A 19810-nucleotide genomic window follows, 5' to 3' on the forward strand; every position below is an offset into this window, starting at 1 on the left:
TTCACGCCATGCCGCACCTTCGCACCATGCCGCACCTTTCAGCCCCTCCGGCGTTTGAGGAGCGGGGTCTGGGGCGGAGCCCCGGTTCGGGAAGGGGCGGGTAGGGGAAATGCGCCGCAGGCAACCCCCGGCCCTGTTGCTGCTGCGCCGAGCTTCACCCGTTCGGCGTACCGAGCCCGAGCGCGCGTCTGCGCCCTCGCCGGGAGTAGTGAGTCATCGGCATCCTTGAGCGCATGGCTGAGCAGCGGAACGGGCGGGACAGGCACGGCAAAGCGCGGCCCAGGAATGACACAGCGGCGCTGGCGCGCGGCCTGCGCGGTGCCGTGCGCGGGGAGGTCGCCTTCGACGCGGCGGCGCGCGCCCTGATGACGATGGACGCCTCCAATTACCGGCGCGTGCCGCTCGGCGTCGTCGCCCCCTACGACGCCGCCGACGTGGCCGCCGCGCTCGCCGTCTGCCGGGCACACGGCGTGCCCGTCGTGCCGCGCGGCGGCGGCACGTCGATCGCCGGCCAGGCGACCGGCACGGGCGTCGTCCTCGACTTCACCCGCCACATGCGCGCCATCACCGACCTGGATCCCGACGTCCGTACGGCCGTGGTTCAGCCGGGCGTCGTCCTCGACGACCTGCGGGCCGCGGCGGGGGCGTACGGGCTGACCTTCGGGCCCGACCCGTCCACGCACAGCCGCTGCACGCTCGGCGGCATGATCGGGAACAACTCGTGCGGCTCCCACTCGGTGGCGTGGGGAACGACGGCCGACAACATTTACGACCTGTCGGTCGTCCGTTACGGCGGCGACGTGCTGCGCCTCGGACAGGGCTGGCAGAGCGACGCACCCGAAGGACTGCGCGCACTCGTGAACGGCAACCTGGCGCTCCTGCGCACCGGATTCCCCGAACTGCCGCGCCGCATCTCGGGATACGCACTCGACGCGCTGCTTCCCGAGAACGGCGTGAATCTCGCCCGTGCTTTCTGCGGAAGCGAGGGCACGCTCGGGGTGGTGAGCGAGGCGACCGTACGCCTGGTGGAAGCGCCCCGTGCACGCGCACTCGCCGTTCTCGGGTACGCCGGTGAGAGCGCCGCTGCCGAGGCCGCTCCCGCACTCCTTCCTTACGGCCCTCTCACCGTGGAAGGGATGGCCGAAGACCTCGTTCCCGAGAAGGAACGGACGCTGCTCCCGCGCGGCTCCGGCTGGCTGTTCGTGGAGATGGGCGGGGATACGCCGGCCGAAGCCCTCTCCCGCGCGGAGCGCCTGTTGAAGGCCGCCCAGGCGCTCGACGGAACGGTCGTCACGGACGCGGCCGGACAGCGCGCCCTGTGGCGCATCCGCGAGGACGCCAGCGGTACGGCGACCCGGATGCCCGACGGGAGCGAGGCCTGGCCGGGCTGGGAGGACTGCGCCGTACCGCCCGCCCGGCTCGGCGCTTACCTGCGGGACTTCAGGTCCCTGCTCGCCGAGCACGGCCTGCGCGGCACGCCCTACGGCCACTTCGGCGACGGCTGCATTCATGTCCGTATCGACTTCGACCTGCTCAGCGAGACGGGCGTACGCCGCTTTCGTGCGTTCTCCGAGGAACAGGCGGAACTCGTCGTCGCGCACGGCGGCTCGCTGTCCGGCGAACACGGCGACGGACAGGCGCGCGCCGAACTGCTTCCGAAGATGTACGGGAACGAACTCGTCGCACTCTTCGGCCGCTTCAAGGACGTGTGGGACCCTGCCGGCGGAATGAACCCCGGCATGCTCGCCCGCCCCGCCCGGCTGGACGAGAACCTCCGCTTCGCGGTGCTCCCCAAGCAGCCTGTCGACGTCACCTTCGCCTACCCGCAGGACGGGGGCGATTTCTCGGCCGCGGTACGCCGCTGTGTGGGCGTCGCGAAGTGCCGCACCGAGGCGGCGTCGGGAGCCGGCGTCATGTGCCCCTCTTTCCGCGCCACCGGAGACGAACAGCACTCCACGCGCGGGCGCGCGCGTCTGCTGCACGAAATGCTCGCCGGAGAGGTCGTCACGGACGGCTGGCGTTCCGGGGAAGTGAGGGACGCCCTCGACCTGTGCCTGTCGTGCAAGGGATGCAGGAGCGACTGTCCGGTGGGCGTCGACATGGCGACGTACAAGGCGGAATTCCTGCACCACTACTACAAGGGCCGCGTGCGCCCCGCGGCGCACTACGCGATGGGCTGGCTTCCCGTGTGGCTGCGTGCGGCGGCTCCGTTCTCGCGTGTGCTCGGGCTCGCTTCCCGGGTACGCCCGTTGGCCGCTCTCGTGAAGCGCCTGGGCGGCATCGCACCGGAACGCGACCTGCCCACCCCCGCACCGAGCACCTTCAGGAGCTGGTGGCGAGCGCGGAACAGGGGAGGGCGTGAACGACCGCCGCGGTCCGGGGCCCCGACCGTCGTCCTGTGGCCCGACACGTTCACCAACCACCTCTGCCCGGACGTCGGCCGAGCGGCGGTGCGCGTACTGGAAGCGGCCGGTCTGCGGGTCGCGATGCCACCCGGGCAGCTGTGCTGCGGCCTGACGTACGTCTCGACAGGACAGCTCGACAGGGCCCGCGCGGTTATGCGCCACACCCTGGACGGCATGGAACGCGCCGCCGGACTGCCCGTCGTAGTCCTGGAACCGAGCTGCGCGGCCGCGCTCAAAGCGGACCTCCCCGAGCTCCTGCCGGACGACCCGAGAGCGGCCACTCTCGCTTCCTCGGTACGCACCTTCGCGCAGGTACTGGAGGAGTACGCCCCGCACTGGCAGCCACCCCGGATCGACCGTCAGGTCGTGGGCCAGACGCACTGCCACCAGCACGCCGTACTGGGCGACGCGGCGGAACGGCGGCTACGGGAGAAGGCCGGCCTCACCGGCGCACTGAGCGGCGGCTGCTGCGGCCTCGCCGGAAACTTCGGTTTCGAGCGCGGCCACTACGACGTATCGGTCGCCTGCGCGGAGGAACAGCTGCTCCCGTCGGTGCGCGACGCCACCCCGGGAACGGAGCTCCTGGCCGACGGCTTCTCCTGCCGTACGCAGCTGGAACAACTGGCGGGCCGCCGAGCGAGGCACCTGGCGGAGGTACTGGCGGACGGGCTGGCGCAGGAGCCGGCGCAGGAGCCGGCGGAGGGAGATCGGAAGGCTGTGTAATCCCCGCCACCTCCGTAAGGGGCGTGGGCAGGAAACGGTACTGGTCCACTTACCGTGGAGCGTATGGATCAGCCCACCTCCGCCGCCCCCGGCCACGCGCCCGCCCCTGACGCCGCTCCGTCGATATCCGGCGCCCTCCCCGCGCCCGCCCCCACTGAGGGCACCGGAGGGCGTCTGGGGGCCCGGCTCGGGCCGGTGGCGATGGTGGTGGCCGGTGGGCTGTCCGTGCAGTTCGGGTCCGCTGTCGCGGTCACGATCATGCCGAGCACGGGAGCGGCCGGTGTCGTCGCCCTGCGCCTCGCCGTCGCGGCCGTGATCCTGCTGGTCGTGTGCCGGCCGCGGGTGCGCGGGTACGCACGCGCCGACTGGGGGACCATCGCCGTCTTCGGTCTCGCCATGGCGGGCATGAACGGCCTTTTCTACCAGGCGCTGGAACGTATCCCGCTCGGCGTGGCGGTGACCCTTGAGGTGCTCGGCCCGCTCGCGCTCTCCGTGTTCGCGTCCCGCCGCGCCATGAGCGTCGTATGGGCCGCGCTCGCGCTCGGCGGGGTGGCGCTGCTCAGTGGGGGCGGTTTCGACCGGCTGGATCCGGTCGGCGCGGCGTACGCGGTCGCCGCCGGCGGCTGCTGGGCGGCGTACATCCTCTTCAGCGCGCGGACCGGGCGCAGGTTCCCGCAGGCTGATGGGCTGGCGCTCGCGATGGCGGTCGCGGCGCTGATCAGCATGCCGGTCGGGTTCGCGGAGGCGGGCAGCGGGCTGCTGGAGCCGCGCACGGTGGCGCTGGGTGTGGCGGTCGCGCTCATGTCGTCCGTACTGCCGTACACGCTGGAGCTGCTGGCGCTTCGCCGGCTGCCGGCCGCTACCTTCGCCGTACTGATGAGTCTGGAGCCGGCCATTGCGGCGGTGGCCGGGTTCCTGGTGCTGCACCAAGCGCTGTCCACGAGCGACGCGTTGGCGATCGCGCTGGTCATCGGGGCGAGCATGGGCGCGGTACGGAGTCAGTCGCGGCAGGGGCGTCGGGAGCGGTCGGAGTCGGTCGCTTGATTCCGAGGTAACTCCGTCCGGCAAATAATGCAAGCATGCTTGCTTGTTTCTGGAGGGGCTGCCATGCTCCGGGACACACCGCCCTACCCCGAGGGGAGCGCACCGTGTCCGATCAGGCAGCCGTGCTCGACGATCTCCGTGCCGAAGGGGACGAACTCGACCAGCTGGTCGGGGCCATGAGCGAGAAGCAATGGTCGCTCGCCACGCCCGCGCCACGCTGGACCGTCGCCCACCAGATCGCCCACCTCGCCTGGACGGACACGGCGGCGCTGCTGTCCGTCACCGACCCCGAGGGCTTCGCGGCGGAGGCGCGGGAGGCGCTGGCCGCCCCCGAGCGCTTCGTCGACGACGGCGCCGAGGCGGGGGCCGCGCTGCCCGTCGACGAGCTGCTGGCGTGGTGGCGGGACGGGCGCGAACAGCTTCAGCGCGCGCTGCGAGCGGCGCCGGACGGGGTGAAGTTCCCCTGGTACGGGCCGCCGATGAGCGCCGCTTCGATGGCGACCGGGCGGCTGATGGAGACCTGGGCGCACGGGCAGGACATCGCGGACGCGGTGGGCGTACGACGCGAACCGACGGCGCGGCTGCGGCACGTGGCGCGGATCGGAGTGCGGGCACGCGACTACGCCTTCGCGGTACGGGGGCTGACGCCGCCCGCCGAGGAGTTCCGGGTGGAGCTGACCCCGCCGGACGGGCCCGGGCACGGGTATGGCGGCGAGTCCGGACTGTGGGCGTACGGGCCCGAGGACGCCCGGCAGCGGGTGACCGGGCCGGCGCTCGACTTCTGCCTGCTGGTGACGCAGCGGGCCCACCGTGACGATCTCGCCGTACGCGCAGAGGGCGCCGACGCCGACCGCTGGCTGGACATCGCGCAGGCGTTCGCCGGGCCGGCGGGGGCGGGGCGCGAGCCGAAGCTCGACGGGGGAGAGAGGTGACTTCGCCGCACGGACGCCGGCCATTGCGCATTGGGAACGCTTCGGGCTTCTACGGCGACCGCTTCGACGCCATGAGGGAGATGCTCACCGGCGGCGAACTCGACGTACTCACCGGGGACTATCTCGCCGAACTGACCATGCTGATCCTCGGACGCGACCGCCTGAAGGACCCACGGCTCGGGTACGCGAAGACCTTCCTGCGGCAACTGGAGGAGAACCTCGGCCACGCGCAGGAGCGCGGGGTGCGGATCGTCGCGAACGCGGGCGGACTGAACCCCGGAGCGCTCGCCGACGCCGTACGGGAACTCGCCGGCCGGGTCGGCGTACCCGTGCGCGTCGCGCACGTGGAGGGCGACAGCCTGCCGCTGCCGCAGGGAGCGCTCACCGCGAACGCCTACCTGGGCGGCGGCGGGATCGCGCAGTGCCTGGGAGCGGGCGCGGACGTGGTGGTGACGGGGCGCGTCACGGACGCGGCACTCGTCACGGGACCGGCGGCGTGGTGGTTCGGGTGGGGTCCCGAGGAGTACGACCGGTTGGCGGGGGCGGTGGCGGCGGGGCATGTGCTGGAGTGCGGAACGCAGGCGACGGCCGGCAACTACGCGTTCCTCGACGAACGACGCGACGTAAGGCACCCCGGTTTCCCCCTCGCAGAGATCCATTCCGACGGCTCTTCGGTCATAACGAAGCACCAGGGAACGGGCGGTTACGTCGACACGGGAACGGTCACCGCGCAGCTCCTCTACGAAACGGGCGCGCCCCGGTACGCCGGTCCTGACGTCACAGCACGCCTGGACACCGTCCGCCTCACGCAGGAAGGCCCTGACAGGGTGCGGATCTCGGGCGTACGCGGAGAGGCCCCACCACCCACCCTCAAGGCGGGGCTGACCCGGGTCGGCGGGTGGCGCAACGAGATCGGGTTCGTACTGACCGGCCTGGACATCGAGGCGAAGGCCGCGCTGGTGCGCGCCCAGGTGGAGGAAGCGCTGTCGGCGGCCAAGCGCCGCCCGGCGGAGGTCCGCTGGGAACTCGTGCGCACGGACCGGCCGGACGCGGACACACAGGAACGCGCCAGCGCGCTGTTGCGGCTGGTCGTGCGGGACCCCGATCCGGCGAACGTCGGCCGCGTGATCAGCGGAGCGGCGATCGAGCTCGCGCTCGGCAGCTACCCGGGCTTCCACGTGACGGCGCCACCCGGGAAGGGCGCGCCGTACGGAGTCTTCGAGACGGTGTACGTCGACCCGGAGGACGTGGAGCACGTCGCTGTGCTGCCGGGGGGAGAGCGCGTGAAGGTGCGACATCCCGTACGCACGCGAGCACTTGAGCCGGTGAGTTCCGCTGAGCTGCCGCCCGCACTGACGGGTCCGACACGCAGGGCCCCGCTCGGCGCTGTCGCGGGCGCGCGCAGCGGGGACAAGGGCGGGGACGCGAACGTGGGCGTATGGGTGCGGTCGGACGAGGAGTGGCGGTGGCTCGCCCACGCACTCACGGTGGACCGCTTCCGAGCCCTCCTCCCGGAGACCGCACCGCTCCCGGTGACGCGCCACGTCCTGCCGAACCTGCGCGCGCTGAATTTCGTCGTCGAGGGCCTGCTGGGCGAGGGCGTCGCGTCCCAGTCCCGCTTCGACCCCCAGGCGAAGGCCTTGGGCGAGTGGCTGCGCTCCCGGCACATAGACATCCCGGAGGTACTCCTGTGAAGCCTGCCCACCACTTCCAGCCCGTCCGGCGTTTGAGGACCGGGGTCTGGGGCGGAGCCCCAGTTCGGGAAGGGGCGGGTAGGGGAAGAGCGCCGCAGGCACCCGCAGCCGCACCCGCACCCGCACCCGCACCCGCACCCGCACCGGCGACCGCAGCCGCACCCGCACCCGCCCCGGTGCCCGCACCCACAGCCACCACCCCGGCGGTGCCCCAGTGACTGTGCTCCCCACCGCACTGGACCCCCACGCCCCCGACTACGCCGCCAACCGCGCCGCCATGCTCGCCAAACTGGCCGACCTCGACGCCGAGCACGCCAAAGCCCTCGCCGGCGGCGGCGAAAAATACGTAGCCCGCCACCGCAAGCGCGGCAAGCTGCTCGCCCGCGAGCGCATCGAGCTGCTGCTCGACCCCGACACCCCGTTCCTGGAACTGTCACCCCTGGCCGCATGGGGCACCGACTACGCAGTAGGCGCATCCATGGTCACCGGCATCGGCGTCGTAGAGGGCATCGAATGCCTGATCACCGCCACCGACCCCACGGTCCGCGGCGGCGCCTCCAACCCCTGGACCCTCAAAAAGGCCCTGCGGGCGAATGAGATCGCGTACGCGAACCGGCTCCCCTGCATCAGCCTCGTCGAGTCCGGCGGCGCGGACCTCCCCTCCCAAAAAGAGATCTTCATCCCCGGCGGAGCCCTCTTCCGTGACATCACCCGCCTCTCAGCGGCGGGGATCCCCACCATCGCGGTCGTCTTCGGCAACTCCACCGCCGGCGGGGCGTACATCCCCGGAATGTCCGACCACACCATCATGATCAAAAAGCAGTCGAAGGTCTTCCTGGGTGGCCCACCCCTCGTCAAGATGGCCACCGGCGAGGAGTCGGACGACGAATCCCTGGGCGGCGCCGAAATGCACGCCCGTACCTCCGGCCTCGCCGACTACTTCGCCCTCGACGAGCACGACGCCCTGCGCCAGGCCCGCCGCGTCGTGGCCCGCCTCAACTGGCGCAAGGCGCAGGCCGACCCAGCCACTCCCGCCGAACCGCCCAAGTACGACGAGGACGAGCTCGCCGGCATAGTCCCCGGCGACCTCAAGGTCCCCTTCGACCCGCGCGAAGTGATCGCCCGCATAGTCGACGCCTCGGACTTCGACGAGTTCAAGCCGCTGTACGGCCCCAGCCTGGTCACCGGATGGGCCCGCCTCCACGGCCACCCCGTAGGCATCCTCGCCAACGCACAGGGCGTGCTGTTCAGCGCGGAGTCCCAGAAGGCCGCCCAGTTCATCCAGCTGGCGAACCAACGCGACATCCCGCTCCTCTTCCTCCACAACACCACCGGCTACATGGTCGGCAAGGAGTACGAGCAGGGCGGCATCATCAAGCACGGCGCGATGATGATCAACGCGGTCTCGAACTCCAAAGTCCCGCACCTCTCCATCCTCATGGGCGCGTCATACGGAGCCGGTCACTACGGCATGTGCGGCCGCGCCTACGACCCCCGCTTCCTCTTCGCCTGGCCGAGCTCCAAGTCCGCCGTAATGGGCCCGCAGCAACTGGCCGGCGTGCTCTCGATCGTCGCCCGCGCATCCGCTGCCGTGAAGGGACAGCCGTATGACGACGAGGCCGACGCCGCCCTGCGCGCCATGGTCGAGCAGCAGATCGAGTCGGAGTCCCTGCCGACGTTCCTGTCGGGGCGGCTGTACGACGACGGGGTCATCGACCCGCGCGACACCAGGACCGTGCTGGGTCTGTGCCTGTCCGCGATCCACACGGCACCGGTCGAGGGCGCGCGTGGCGGCTTCGGCGTCTTCCGGATGTGAAGGGCCTCCCGATGAGTTCGACGATTTCCTCAGTCCTCGTGGCCAACCGTGGCGAGATCGCCTGCCGCGTCTTCCGTACGTGCGCACACCTGGGCATCACCACGGTGGCCGTGTACTCCGACGCGGACGCGGGTGCGCTTCACGCGCGTTCCGCGGACGCTGCGGTACGCCTCCCGGGAACGGCCCCGGCCGACACGTACCTGCGCGGCGATCTCGTTGTGAAGGCCGCCCTGGCGGCCGGCGCCGACGCGGTGCATCCCGGGTACGGATTCCTCTCCGAGAACGCCGAGTTCGCCCGCGCCGTACTGGACGCCGGTCTGGTGTGGATCGGCCCGCCGCCGGCGGCGATCGACGCCATGGCCTCCAAGACGCGCGCCAAGGAACTCATGGCGGCCTCCGGCGTGCCCCTCCTGGCCCCCGTGGGCCCCGACAGGGCCACCGACGCAGACCTCCCCCTCCTGCTCAAGGCGGCGGCGGGCGGCGGCGGCAGGGGCATGCGTGTCGTACGCGATCTCGCGGCGCTCCCCGGTGAGCTGACAGCGGCCACCGCGGAAGCGCGGTCCGCCTTCGGCGACGGGGAGGTCTTCGCCGAGCCGTACGTCGAACGCGGCCGCCACGTCGAGGTCCAGGTGATGGCCGACGCACACGGCACGGTGTGGGCGCTCGGCACCCGTGACTGCTCGCTCCAGCGCCGGCACCAGAAGGTCATGGAAGAGGCCCCCGCACCCGGCTTGGACGACACCCTTCGTACGACGCTGCACGATGCCGCGGTGGCGGCGGCAAAGGCGGTGGACTACCGGGGCGCGGGAACGGTCGAGTTCCTGGTCTCGGCCGAGGGACGCCCGTACTTCCTGGAGATGAACACCCGCCTCCAGGTCGAGCATCCCGTGACGGAAGCGGTGTTCGGCATCGACCTGGTGGCGCTCCAGCTGCGCGTCGCCGAGGGCGAGGCCCTGCCGCCGGAACCACCAGCCCCTTCAGGCCACGCGGTGGAAGCCCGCCTCTACGCCGAGGACCCGTCCCGTGACTGGCAGCCCCAGACAGGCACCCTGCACGCCCTGAGCGTCGCGGAGAGCCCCGGTCTGCGGCTCGACAGCGGGTACGCCGCCGGGGACGCCGTAGGAGTGCACTACGACCCGATGCTGGCCAAAGTGATCGCCCACGCGCCCACCCGCGCCGAAGCCGTACGCAAGCTCGCCCACGCCCTTGAGCGGGCCCGTATCCACGGACCGGTGACCAACAGGGACCTGCTCGTACGCTCGCTGCGGCACCCGGACTTCGCGGCCGGGCGGCTCGACACAGGGTTCTACGACCGGCACCTGGACGCGCTCACAGCGGCTTTCGTGGACTCGTCGGAAGGGACGCTCGCCGCGCTCGCCGCGGCCCTCGCCGACGCCGCCGCGCGGCAGGACACGGGAACGACGACGACGGCCCGCCTCGGCGGCTGGCGCAACGTGGCGTCCCAGCCGCAGGTGAAGACCTACCGGGCCGAGCCCGACGGGACGGAGCACGAGATCCGCTACCGGGCCACCCGAAACGGCTTCACCCCGGAAGGCACTCCGGGCGTTCGCGTGCACGACGTACGGGCCGATCACGTGACCCTCGAAATCGACGGTGTACTACGGCACTTCCAGATCGCCGCGCACACCTCCGGCCGTACGTACGTCGACACGTTCACCGGCGGCTCGTACACCCTCACCGCCCTTCCCCGCTTCCGTGACCCCACAACCAGTGCCGTGCCGGGGTCCCTGCTCGCACCCATGCCCGGGACCGTTGTCCGCGTCGGCGAAGGGCTCGTGGAGGGTGCGCACGTCACCGCCGGGCAGCCCCTGCTCTGGCTGGAGGCCATGAAGATGGAGCACCGTATCTCCTCTCCCGCCTCCGGCACGCTCACCGCGCTCCACGCCGCCCCCGGCCGCCAGGTCGAGGTCGGCGCCCTGCTCGCCGTCGTACAGGCCGAAGGGTCTGGCGAAGAGTCTCAGGAGGAACAGCAGTCATGAGCACCGCCGTTGCAGAGACCGAAGAACACCAGGCGCTCCGAGCGGCCGTCGCCGCTCTCGGCAAGCGCTACGGACGCGACTACATGACCACCGTCGTACGCGAAGGACGGCACCCCGACACGCTCTGGGCGGAGGCTGCCAAGCTCGGCTACCTGGGTGTGAACCTGCCCAAGGAGTACGGCGGAGGGGGTGGCGGGATGGCGGAGCTGTCCATTGTGCTGGAGGAGCTGGGCGCGGCCGGCTGTCCGCTCCTCATGATGGTCGTCTCGCCCGCCATCTGCGGCACCGTCATCGCGCGCTTCGGTACGGACGGACAGAAGGCCGCCTGGCTGCCGGGCCTCGCCGACGGAAGCCTCACCATGGCCTTCGGCATCACCGAGCCCGACGCCGGATCGAACTCCCACCGGATCACCACCACAGCCCGCCGCGACGGCGCGGACTGGCTGCTCACAGGACGCAAGGTCTTCATCTCCGGCGTCGACATCGCCGACGCGACCCTCATCGTCGGCCGCACGGAGGACGCCAGGACGGGCAGCCTCAAGCCGTGCCTGTTCATCGTCCCCCGCGATGCCCCTGGCTTCCGGCGCTCACAGATCGACATGGAACTCCAGGCGCCGGAGAAGCAGTTCGAGCTGGTCCTGGACGACGTGCGGCTGCCCGCCGAAGCCCTCGTCGGCGACGAGGACGCGGGCCTCCTCCAGCTCTTCGCCGGCCTCAACCCCGAGCGCGTCATGACTGCCGCCTTCGCCCTCGGCATGGGTCGCTACGCCATCAACAGGGCCGTCGAGTACGCCAAGGACCGCACCGTCTGGAAGGCCCCCATCGGCGCCCACCAGGCCATCGCCCATCCCCTGGCCCAAGCCCACATCGAAATCGAACTGGCCCGCCTGATGATGCAGAAGGCGGCCAGCCTCTACGACGAGGGCGACGACCTCGGTGCGGGGGAGGCCGCCAACATGGCGAAGTACGCCGCCGCCGAGGCATGCGTGAAGGCCGTCGACCAGGCCGTCCACACCCTCGGCGGCAACGGACTCACCCGCGAATACGGCCTCGCGTCACTCATCACCGCCGCCCGGGTGGCCCGTATCGCGCCCGTCAGCCGCGAAATGATTCTGAACTTCGTCTCTCACCAGTCCCTGGGTCTCCCCAAGTCGTACTAGGACGCGCGATTCTGGCCACCACTCATACCGTGGAGGGGACCGTCATGGCGTTCCAGAGCGAGTACACACCCATAGAGCCCGTCGAACTGCCCATCCACGAGGCCGTGCTGGGGAGGGCCGCCGAGTACGGCGAGACGCCCGCCCTGATCGACGGGACGAACGGCGACACGATCACGTACAGCCAACTGGACGTCTTCCACCGGCGCATCGCCGCCGCACTCGCCGACGCGGGCCTGCGGCAGGGCGACGTACTCGCCCTGCACAGCCCCAACACCATCGCCTACCCGGTGGTCTTTTACGCCGCCACGCGCGCCGGAGCCTCCGTCACGACCATCCACCCGCTGTCCACGGCGGAGGAGTTCGCCAAGCAGCTCGCCGACTCCTCCGCCCGCTGGATCGTGACGATCTCGCCGCTCCTGGGCGTCGCGCGCAGGGCCGCCGAACTCGTCGGCGGAATCGAGGAAATCTTCGTCTGCGACAGCGCCGAGGGACACCGCTCCATCCTCGACATGCTCGCCTCGACCGCACCGGAACCGCAGCTCACCATCGACCCGTGCGAGGACATCGCGGCGCTCCCGTATTCGTCGGGCACCACAGGCGTTCCCAAGGGCGTGATGCTGACGCACCGCAGCATCGCCACCAACCTGGCGCAGCTGGACCCCTTCATCCCCATGGGCCCCGGCGACCGCATCTTGGCGGTCCTTCCGTTCTTTCACATCTACGGTTTGACCGCTCTCATGAACGCACCCCTGCGCAATGGTGCGACGGTCGTCGTACTTCCGCGCTTCGACCTCGACCAGTTCCTCGGCGCGATCGAGAAACACCGCATCAACGGCTTGTACGTCGCCCCGCCGATCGTCCTGGCCCTCGCCAAGCACCCCGCCGTCGCGAAGTACGACCTGTCCGGCCTGGAGTACATCGTCAGCGCCGCCGCCCCGCTCGACGCCGCTCTCGCGCAGGCCTGCTCGCACCGCCTCGGTCTGCCACCCGTCCTCCAGGCGTACGGCATGACGGAACTGTCGCCCGGCACACACGTCGTTCCCCGGAACGCACCGAACCCGCCCCCGGGAACGGTCGGAAAGCTGCTCCCGGGAACGGAAATGCGCATCCTCTGCCTCGACGACCCCAGCAGCGACGTCGGCGTCGGAGAGGAGGGCGAAATCGCGATCCGCGGCCCCCAGGTGATGAAGGGCTACCTCGGCCGTCCCGACGCCACCGCCGAGATGATCGACGCCGACGGATGGGTGCACACCGGTGACATCGGAAGGGCCGACGCGGACGGCTGGCTGTTCGTCGTGGACCGGGTGAAGGAACTCATCAAGTACAAGGGCTTCCAGGTCGCACCGGCCGAACTCGAAGCGCTCCTGCTCACCCACGAAGCCATCGCGGACGCGGCGGTCATCGGCGTGTACGACGAGGACCGCAACGAAGTACCCATGGCGTACGTCGTCCCGCAACCATCCGCGCGCCTCACCGAGGACGACGTGATGGCGTACGTCGCCGAACGCGTCGCCCCGTACAAGAAGGTCCGCAGCGTCGTCTTCATCGCAAGCGTCCCCAGGGCGGCCTCCGGAAAGATCCTCCGGCGCGAACTGCGCGCACTGCGCGAACGTGAAGGGGAGCGTGCATGACCCTGGTACCGGCCGCACACGAACGCGGGATCACCACCCTGACCCTCGACTCACCGGCGAACCGCAACGCGCTGTCCGCGCGGCTCGTCGGTGAGCTGGGCGACGCCCTGTCCGCGTGCGCGAAGGACCCCTCCGTACGGGCCGTACAACTCACCCACACAGGGACCACCTTCTGCGCGGGAGCCGACCTCAAGTCGCCGCCGGACCCGGCGGCCTTCGTCGCCCTCCTGCGATCCGTCGTCGAACTGCCCAAGCCGGTCGTGGCGCGGGTGCGGGGACACGTGCGGGCGGGCGGCCTCGGTCTGCTCGGCGCCTGCGACATCTCGGCGGCGGGGCCCGGCGCGAGCTTCGCGTTCACCGAGTCCCGCCTCGGGCTGGCCCCCGCCGTCATCTCGATGCCACTGCTGCCGCGCCTGGACCCGCGCGCCGCCGCCCGCTACTACCTCACCGGGGAACGGTTCGACGCGGCCGAGGCCGCCCGTATCGGGCTGATCACCGTCGCGTCCGGCCACCGTGACGTGGACGAGGCACTCGCGCCGGTGCTGGACGGGCTGCGCAGAGCCTCCCCGCAAGGCCTGGCCGAGTCCAAGCGCCTGGTCACGGCTACAGTGCTGGCAGCTTTCGACCGGGACACGGACACGCTCGTCGAGCGGTCCGCGCACCTCTTCGCCTCACGGGAGGCGGCCGAAGGCGTGACGGCATTCCTCGAACGACGGGACCCCGCATGGGTGCTGTGACCCCGACCCCGACACCAGCCGCAGGCTCGGCACCGGCCACCGGCAAAGCCCCCAAGCAGGACCGCTCCCGGGCCACCAGGCAGCGCCTGCTGGAGGCCGCCGTGTCCTGCCTGGCCGACCGCGGCTGGGCGGGCTCCACGGTGTCTGTCGTCGCGGAACGGGCCGGCGTCTCACGGGGCGCCGCCCAGCACCACTTCCCGACCCGGGAAGACCTCTTCACAGCGGCCGTCGAGTACGTCGCCGAGGAACGTTCCACGGCACTGCGCGCACTGTTCCCACACGGCGCCACCAACCGAGCGGCTGTCGTCAGCGCACTCGTCGACCTCTACACGGGACCGCTTTTCCGGGCCGCCCTGCACCTGTGGGTCGCCGCCTCCAACGAGGACCAGCTGGGCGCCCGCGTCACCGAACTCGAAGCCCGCGTCGGCCGTGAGACCCACCGCATCGCCGTGGAACTCCTCGGCGCCGACGAATCGGTACCCGGCGTACGCGAGACCGTCCAGGGCGTCCTCGACATGGCCCGTGGCCTCGGCCTCGCCAACCTCCTCACCGACGACGCGTCGCGCCGCGACCGCGTCGTCGCCCAGTGGGCAGCGCTGCTCGACGACGCACTGGACTGACGCACGGGACTGAGGGGCCGGCGGACTGAGGGGCCGGCGGACCCGGCCCCTCAACAGACCTCAGCGCGCGATGTCGTCGAAGCCGGTGACCTCGTGCGGATTGCGCGACGCGGGACCGACGTACCGCGCGGAAGGCCGCACCAGGCGCCCGGTGCGCTTCTGCTCCAGGATGTGGGCGCTCCAGCCCGCCGTACGCGCACACGTGAACATCGACGTGAACATGTGCGCCGGGACCTCCGCGAAGTCCAGCACGATCGCTGCCCAGAACTCGACGTTCGTCGCGAGCACCCGGTCGGGACGCCGCGCGTGCAGCTCCTCCAGCGCGGCCTTCTCCAGGGCCTCGGCGACCTCGAAGCGCGGCGCCGCGAGCTCCTTCGCCGTACGCCGCAGAACGCGCGCCCGCGGGTCCTCGGCGCGGTACACGCGGTGGCCGAAGCCCATCAGACGCTCGCCCTTGTCGAGAGCCTGCTTCACGTACGCGGTCGCGTCACCGGTGCGCTCGATTTCCTCGATCATGCCGAGGACGCGCGAGGGCGCGCCACCGTGGAGCGGTCCGGACATGGCACCGACCGCGCCCGACAGGGCGGCGGCCACATCCGCGCCGGTCGACGCGATCACGCGCGCCGTGAACGTGGAGGCGTTCATGCCGTGCTCGGCGGCCGACGTCCAGTACGCGTCGACGGCCTTGACGTGCTTGGGGTCGGGCTCGCCGCGCCAGCGCTTCATGAAGCGCTCGACAACGGTCTCCGCCTTGTCGATCTCCTTCTGCGGAACCATCGGCAGACCCTGCCCGCGCGCCGACTGGGCGACGTACGACAGTGCCATCACGGCGGCGCGCGCCAGGTCGTCGCGCGCGGTCTGCTCGTCGATGTCGAGCAGCGGTTTCAGGCCCCATACGGGGGCGAGCATCGCCAGCGCGGACTGCACGTCGACGCGGATGTCACCGGAGTGGACGGGGATCGGAAACGGTTCGGCGGCCGGCAGTCCGGGGTTGAACGCGCCGTCGACCAGCAGGCCCCACACGTTCCCGAAGGACACGTGCCCGACGAGGTCTTCGATGTCGACACCCCGGTAACGGAGCGCACCGCCCTCCTTGTCCGGTTCTGCGATCTCCGTTTCGAACGCGACGACTCCTTCGAGTCCGGGTACGAAGTCGGACATCAGGCGGCTCCTCATGACGTGTTCGAAAGGCGGAAAGCGGCTCGTGACCAGGGGGTATGCGGCCAGGTTTTAAGTGCCATGGGTCACCCCGGTGATTCCCCGCGCGGCCGGTGGTCACCCAACCGCTTCGGAAGCAGGCACGATAGCCCCTGCTGTATGGAGGCCACAGTGCCCGGCGCCCACATTTTGGCGGGTTCCGCCGATGCGGGGAAGCGTGATTACCGGCACACTGCCCCATTTCCCGCACAGAGGGTTGATGGCACCGGGTGCCGGGCACAATGGGCCGCTGCGGCAGGATGGCACCGTGCCGAACCGAGATTTCGATCCCGCCGCCATGCGTGAGCACTACCGCAGCGAAGCCTTCACCGAGGCCCAGCTCGCCGACGAGCCGATGGGTCAGTTCGACCGCTGGTTCAGGGAGATCGCCACAGGAGGCCTCCACGAGCCGAACGCCATGATCGTCTCCACGGCCACCCCCGACGGCCGGCCCTCGTCCCGCACGGTGCTGCTCAAGCAGTACGACAGCCGGGGCTTCGTCTTCTTCACGAACTACGCCTCCCGCAAGGGCCAGGAGATCGCTTCCAATCCGTACGTCTCGCTGCTCTTCCCGTGGCACCAGGTGGCGCGCCAGGTGACAGTCACCGGTACGGCTGAGCGGATCGGCCGCGACGAGACAGCGGCGTACTTCAGAACGCGCCCGCACGGCTCACAGCTGGGAGCCTGGGCGAGCGCGCAGTCGTCCGTCGTCGCGTCCCGCGAAGAGCTGCTCTCCCGCTACGACGACCTGGCGACGCGCTACCCGGAGACCGAGCGCGTACCGGTGCCGCCGGACTGGGGCGGCTATCGGGTCGTTCCCGAGACGGTCGAGTTCTGGCAGGGCCACGCGAACCGCCTGCACGACCGTCTGCGGTACGTCGCCGAGGGTGGCACCTGGCGCGTGGAACGCCTCTGCCCGTAAGGCGTGCCCCAAGGGCCTGCGGAACGCAGAAACCCGCGGGCTCTGGTCCCTCCGAAGAGGAGCCGGCCGGACTTACCGGCGAGCCCGCGGGTCAGTGACTGCTGGGATTTCGGCCGACGATCTGTCGGCCTGCACTAAGTGCGACGACGGGCCGTCAGCCCGCAGTCACCTCACGAGTCCGAAATGACATCACTTCCGAACCACCTCCCTTCACGTGTGCCGCAAGCCTAAGAACCGCTCCCGCTCGCCACAAGTGAATTAAGGAGGGTATCTATTTCGCCGAACCAGGTGTGTGCTGCGTCACGTTCCAGTTGAATGATCCCGAGTTCAGCAGTGCGGCAGACAGCAGTGCAGCAAAGGCGAACACCTGCAGGGGGTGCCAGGTGAGTGCTTCCCGGATCGGCGAGACCACCGACGCGTTCGGTCCCGACGAGCCAGGACCCGGTTCCGACGATCTTCTTGCCGCGCTTCTCGACGGCATGGACGCGGCGCTCTGTGCCTTCGACGCGGACGGGGTGATCACCCACTGGAACCGCGAGGCGGAGCGGATCCTCGGGTGGACGGCGGAGGAGGCCGTCGGGCGGGTCGGTTTCGCGGGCTGGGCGGCGAGAGCGGCGGACGCCGACGAGGTGCAGGGACGGCTGATGTCGGCGATGCACGCCCCCGGCCGTCAGGTGCACGAATTCGCGCTTCTGCGGAAGGACGGTGGGCGCGTTCTCGTACGTACACAGTCGGCGGGAGTGCGCGGTGCGGAGGGCAAGCCCGCCGGGGTGTACTGCGCGTTCAGTGAAGTGCACGCGCAGATCGACCTGGAACGGGCGATCGCGCTGAGCGAGGCGCTCTTCGACGACGCCTCCTGGGGCGTCGTCCTGGTGGACGTGGACCTGCGTCCCACCGTCGTCAACGCGCACGCGGCGCGCGCGCTCGGAGTGGGGCGTACGGCGCTCCTGGGCCGCCCCCTGGGGGAGCTCGTCGTCCAGGGCGTGGAAGAGCTGGAGGGCGCTCTCCAGCACGTACTGGCGGAGGGGGCGCCCCCGGCCCCCGCCGAGCTTTGGGTGACGCTGCGCAGGGCGGAGGCGGGCGGGAGGGGCGAGAGGCGGCGGTGCTGGCGCAGCGGCTTCCTGCGGCTGGCCTCGCCGCTCGCGGAGGAACCGGTCCCGCTGGGCGTCGGCTGGCTGTTCCAGGACATCACCGAGGCGAAGGCCGCGGAACAGGAAGCCGCGCAACTGCGGTTCCGCGGCAACCAGCTGCACCGCGCCGGGCGCGCGGCCGCCGAGTGCGAGGACCCGATGGAAGCGGCGCTGTCGTACCTGGACTTCGCCCTCGCCGGATTCGCCGACCACGCGCTGGTGGACCTGACGGTGGGGGATCACCCGGCCCGCCTGGTCCGGGCCGCGGCCACGCCTTCGGGCGCCCCGGGCCCGTGCCTGCCGGTGACCGGCGGAGCCGGGATCCCCGTCCCGTATCCGTCCGGTCATCCGGCGCTCCAGTGCCTCGACCGTCTCGGCTCGGTACGGGCCAGCGGGGGGGCGCAGGACTGGGCGGTGCAGCGCCAGTGGCCGAAGGACACCGTGCACGCCTTGTGCACGGTGCTGCGCAGCCGCGGCCGGACGCTCGGAGTGGCCACCTTCCTGCGCGGTCCGAGCCGCAGTGCCTTCGAGCGCCCGGACGCGACGTACGCGGAGAACATCGCCGTGCGGGTGGCGGCGGCGATCGACTTGGCGCAGGTGCTGAAACCGGCGTAAAAGACGAACCCGGGAACGGGCCGTTCTGGGGAACGGTCCTTCTTACGCCGCGTGCAGGGCCAGCGTCGGGGAGAGCCGTGCCGCCCGTACGGCCGGGTACAGGCCGGCGATCGTGCCGATCACCAGCGTCGCCCCGAACCCGCCGCCGACCGCCCATGGGGGCACGACCCACGGCAGGCCGCCGGAGTACGCGAACCGGGCACCCCCGTCGACCTCGGCCCGGGGGTGGCGGCGGAGTATGCGGCGACCCGGCGGATCAGCAACGCGGCCGAGGACGCCGCACTGGAAAGCCTGCTGACGGTGTCCGGCGTGGCGCTCGCCCTCTTCTCGGCCGCCTCCGTGGCACTGGCCTGGTGGATGGCGGGCAGGGTGCTGCGCCCGGTCGGGGTGATCACCGCGCGGGCGCGCAGGCTGTCGGGCGAGAACCTCCACGAACGGCTCGCCCTCAAGGCGCCGCCCGGCGAACTCAAGGAGCTCGCCGACACGTTCGACGGAATGCTCGACCGGATAGAACAACTCGTCTCCGCGCAGCAGCGCTTCGCCGCCAACGCCGCCCACGAACTGCGGATGTCCCTCGGCGTGCAGCGGGCAGCCGCAGAGATCGGACTGGCCGGCGAACCGTCGCCGGAGAAGGTCGCCCGTATCCGCGAGAAGCTGATCGAAACGGCGGGGGAGTGCGAGCAGCTCATCGAGGGCCTGCTGCTTCTCGCGGTCTCCGACCAGGGGCTCCAGCGCCGCGAACCCGCCGCGCTGGACGCGATCGCCCGCACGGTGGCGAACGGGCTGACCGAGGACGCCCGGCGCCTGGGCGTCACGGTGGAGGCTTCGGGGCAGCCGCTGACGGTACGGGGAGACGCGGTCCTGCTGGAACACCTCGTCCACAACCTCGCCGCCAACGCGATCCGCCACAACCACCCCGGGGGCCGGCTGCGGCTCCGTGTGTCCCCTGACGGCCTGGAGGTCTCCAACACGGGCCCCGTCGTCCTGCCCGCTACGGTGCCCCGCCTGTTCGAGCCGTTCCGCCGGGCGCGGGAGCGCCACCATGCGCCAGGTGAGGGGGCCGGACTGGGGCTGTCCATCGTGGCGTCCATAGCGCGCGCCCACGGCGCACTGGCGGCAGCCGTCGCCAACCAGGGTGGCGGGCTGACCGTACGGGTGACGTTCCCGGGAACGTAGGCCGTACG

The 19810-nt window shown here is 71.1% G+C and carries 14 protein-coding genes and 1 pseudogene; 13 read left to right on the top strand and 2 right to left on the bottom strand.

The features are described 5' to 3' along the window. Positions 1 to 233 precede the first annotated feature (233 nt). The 10 genes from J7E89_RS21940 to J7E89_RS21985 all read left to right on the top strand — a co-directional run bounded on the left by J7E89_RS21940 (position 234) and on the right by J7E89_RS21985 (position 14762). Positions 234 to 3128 carry an FAD-binding and (Fe-S)-binding domain-containing protein gene (locus J7E89_RS21940; protein ID WP_214976060.1) on the top strand — a complete coding sequence of 965 codons (2895 nt, stop codon included), beginning with the start codon at positions 234 to 236 and terminating at the stop codon, positions 3126 to 3128. Between the two features lie 63 nt (positions 3129 to 3191). Next, entirely contained in the window at positions 3192 to 4172 is a 981-nt protein-coding gene (locus J7E89_RS21945; protein ID WP_214976061.1) for a DMT family transporter, read from the top strand. A 104-nt stretch (positions 4173 to 4276) separates the two neighbouring features. Then, on the top strand, positions 4277 to 5104 hold the full coding sequence (locus J7E89_RS21950) for a TIGR03084 family metal-binding protein (protein ID WP_214976062.1): 828 nt from the start codon (positions 4277 to 4279) through the stop codon (positions 5102 to 5104). 71 nt (positions 5105 to 5175) lie between these two features. Then, positions 5176 to 6798: an acyclic terpene utilization AtuA family protein gene (locus tag J7E89_RS21955; protein ID WP_214976113.1), complete on the top strand. Its 1623-nt coding sequence runs from the start codon at positions 5176 to 5178 to the stop codon at positions 6796 to 6798. Positions 6799 to 7012: 214 nt separating this feature from the next. Next, a complete protein-coding gene (locus J7E89_RS21960; protein ID WP_214976063.1) occupies positions 7013 to 8614 on the top strand; it encodes an acyl-CoA carboxylase subunit beta in 1602 nt (533 codons plus the stop codon). Positions 8615 to 8625: 11 nt separating this feature from the next. Continuing rightward, positions 8626 to 10614, top strand: a complete 1989-nt coding sequence (locus J7E89_RS21965; RefSeq protein WP_214976064.1) for a biotin carboxylase N-terminal domain-containing protein — start codon at positions 8626 to 8628, stop codon at positions 10612 to 10614. Then, a complete protein-coding gene (locus J7E89_RS21970; RefSeq protein ID WP_214976065.1) occupies positions 10611 to 11774 on the top strand; it encodes an acyl-CoA dehydrogenase family protein in 1164 nt (387 codons plus the stop codon). The genes J7E89_RS21965 and J7E89_RS21970 overlap by 4 nt, the downstream gene beginning before the upstream one ends. A gap of 44 nt (positions 11775 to 11818) precedes the next feature. Next, positions 11819 to 13405, top strand: a complete 1587-nt coding sequence (locus J7E89_RS21975; protein ID WP_214976066.1) for a 4-coumarate--CoA ligase family protein — start codon at positions 11819 to 11821, stop codon at positions 13403 to 13405. Beyond that, entirely contained in the window at positions 13402 to 14142 is a 741-nt protein-coding gene (locus J7E89_RS21980; RefSeq protein ID WP_214976067.1) for an enoyl-CoA hydratase family protein, read from the top strand. Before J7E89_RS21975 ends, J7E89_RS21980 begins: the two co-directional genes overlap by 4 nt. Next, entirely contained in the window at positions 14130 to 14762 is a 633-nt protein-coding gene (locus J7E89_RS21985; RefSeq protein WP_251060887.1) for a TetR/AcrR family transcriptional regulator, read from the top strand. Before J7E89_RS21980 ends, J7E89_RS21985 begins: the two co-directional genes overlap by 13 nt. A 60-nt stretch (positions 14763 to 14822) precedes the next feature. Here the strand turns inward: J7E89_RS21985 and J7E89_RS21990 are convergent, their stop codons facing one another. Beyond that, positions 14823 to 15923, bottom strand: a complete 1101-nt coding sequence (locus J7E89_RS21990; RefSeq protein WP_214976068.1) for a citrate synthase 2 — start codon at positions 15921 to 15923, stop codon at positions 14823 to 14825. A 334-nt stretch (positions 15924 to 16257) separates the two neighbouring features. On the opposite strand from J7E89_RS21990, the gene pdxH reads away from it, so the two are divergent. Both pdxH and J7E89_RS22000 read left to right on the top strand, forming a co-directional pair. Further along, positions 16258 to 16881: a pyridoxamine 5'-phosphate oxidase gene (gene pdxH / locus J7E89_RS21995; protein WP_214976115.1), complete on the top strand. Its 624-nt coding sequence runs from the start codon at positions 16258 to 16260 to the stop codon at positions 16879 to 16881. A gap of 383 nt (positions 16882 to 17264) precedes the next feature. After that, positions 17265 to 18626, top strand: coding sequence for a PAS domain-containing protein (locus J7E89_RS22000; protein WP_214976069.1), 1362 nt, complete (start codon positions 17265 to 17267; stop codon positions 18624 to 18626). A 42-nt stretch (positions 18627 to 18668) separates the two neighbouring features. Here J7E89_RS22000 and J7E89_RS42425 read toward each other — a convergent pair. Further along, positions 18669 to 18821: pseudogene (locus tag J7E89_RS42425) on the bottom strand (ABC transporter permease); the annotation flags it as partial. Between the two features lie 162 nt (positions 18822 to 18983). On the opposite strand from J7E89_RS42425, the gene J7E89_RS22005 reads away from it, so the two are divergent. Further along, positions 18984 to 19802, top strand: coding sequence for a sensor histidine kinase (locus J7E89_RS22005; protein WP_374196852.1), 819 nt, complete (start codon positions 18984 to 18986; stop codon positions 19800 to 19802). Positions 19803 to 19810: the final 8 nt, after the last annotated feature.

Origin of the sequence: Streptomyces sp. ISL-100 (assembly GCF_018614615.1) — a bacterium.
Classification (GTDB): domain Bacteria; phylum Actinomycetota; class Actinomycetes; order Streptomycetales; family Streptomycetaceae; genus Streptomyces.

Coding starts and splice junctions, on each gene's coding strand:
- J7E89_RS21970 (WP_214976065.1), top strand. CDS start 10,611: ATGAGCACCGCCGTTGCAGAGACCGAAGAACACCAGGCGCTCCGAGCG.
- pdxH (WP_214976115.1), top strand. CDS start 16,258: ATGCGTGAGCACTACCGCAGCGAAGCCTTCACCGAGGCCCAGCTCGCC.
- J7E89_RS21985 (WP_251060887.1), top strand. CDS start 14,130: ATGGGTGCTGTGACCCCGACCCCGACACCAGCCGCAGGCTCGGCACCG.
- J7E89_RS21975 (WP_214976066.1), top strand. CDS start 11,819: ATGGCGTTCCAGAGCGAGTACACACCCATAGAGCCCGTCGAACTGCCC.
- J7E89_RS21955 (WP_214976113.1), top strand. CDS start 5,176: ATGAGGGAGATGCTCACCGGCGGCGAACTCGACGTACTCACCGGGGAC.
- J7E89_RS21980 (WP_214976067.1), top strand. CDS start 13,402: ATGACCCTGGTACCGGCCGCACACGAACGCGGGATCACCACCCTGACC.
- J7E89_RS22005 (WP_374196852.1), top strand. CDS start 18,984: ATGGCGGGCAGGGTGCTGCGCCCGGTCGGGGTGATCACCGCGCGGGCG.
- J7E89_RS21940 (WP_214976060.1), top strand. CDS start 234: ATGGCTGAGCAGCGGAACGGGCGGGACAGGCACGGCAAAGCGCGGCCC.
- J7E89_RS21990 (WP_214976068.1), bottom strand. CDS start 15,923: ATGTCCGACTTCGTACCCGGACTCGAAGGAGTCGTCGCGTTCGAAACG.
- J7E89_RS21945 (WP_214976061.1), top strand. CDS start 3,192: ATGGATCAGCCCACCTCCGCCGCCCCCGGCCACGCGCCCGCCCCTGAC.
- J7E89_RS21965 (WP_214976064.1), top strand. CDS start 8,626: ATGAGTTCGACGATTTCCTCAGTCCTCGTGGCCAACCGTGGCGAGATC.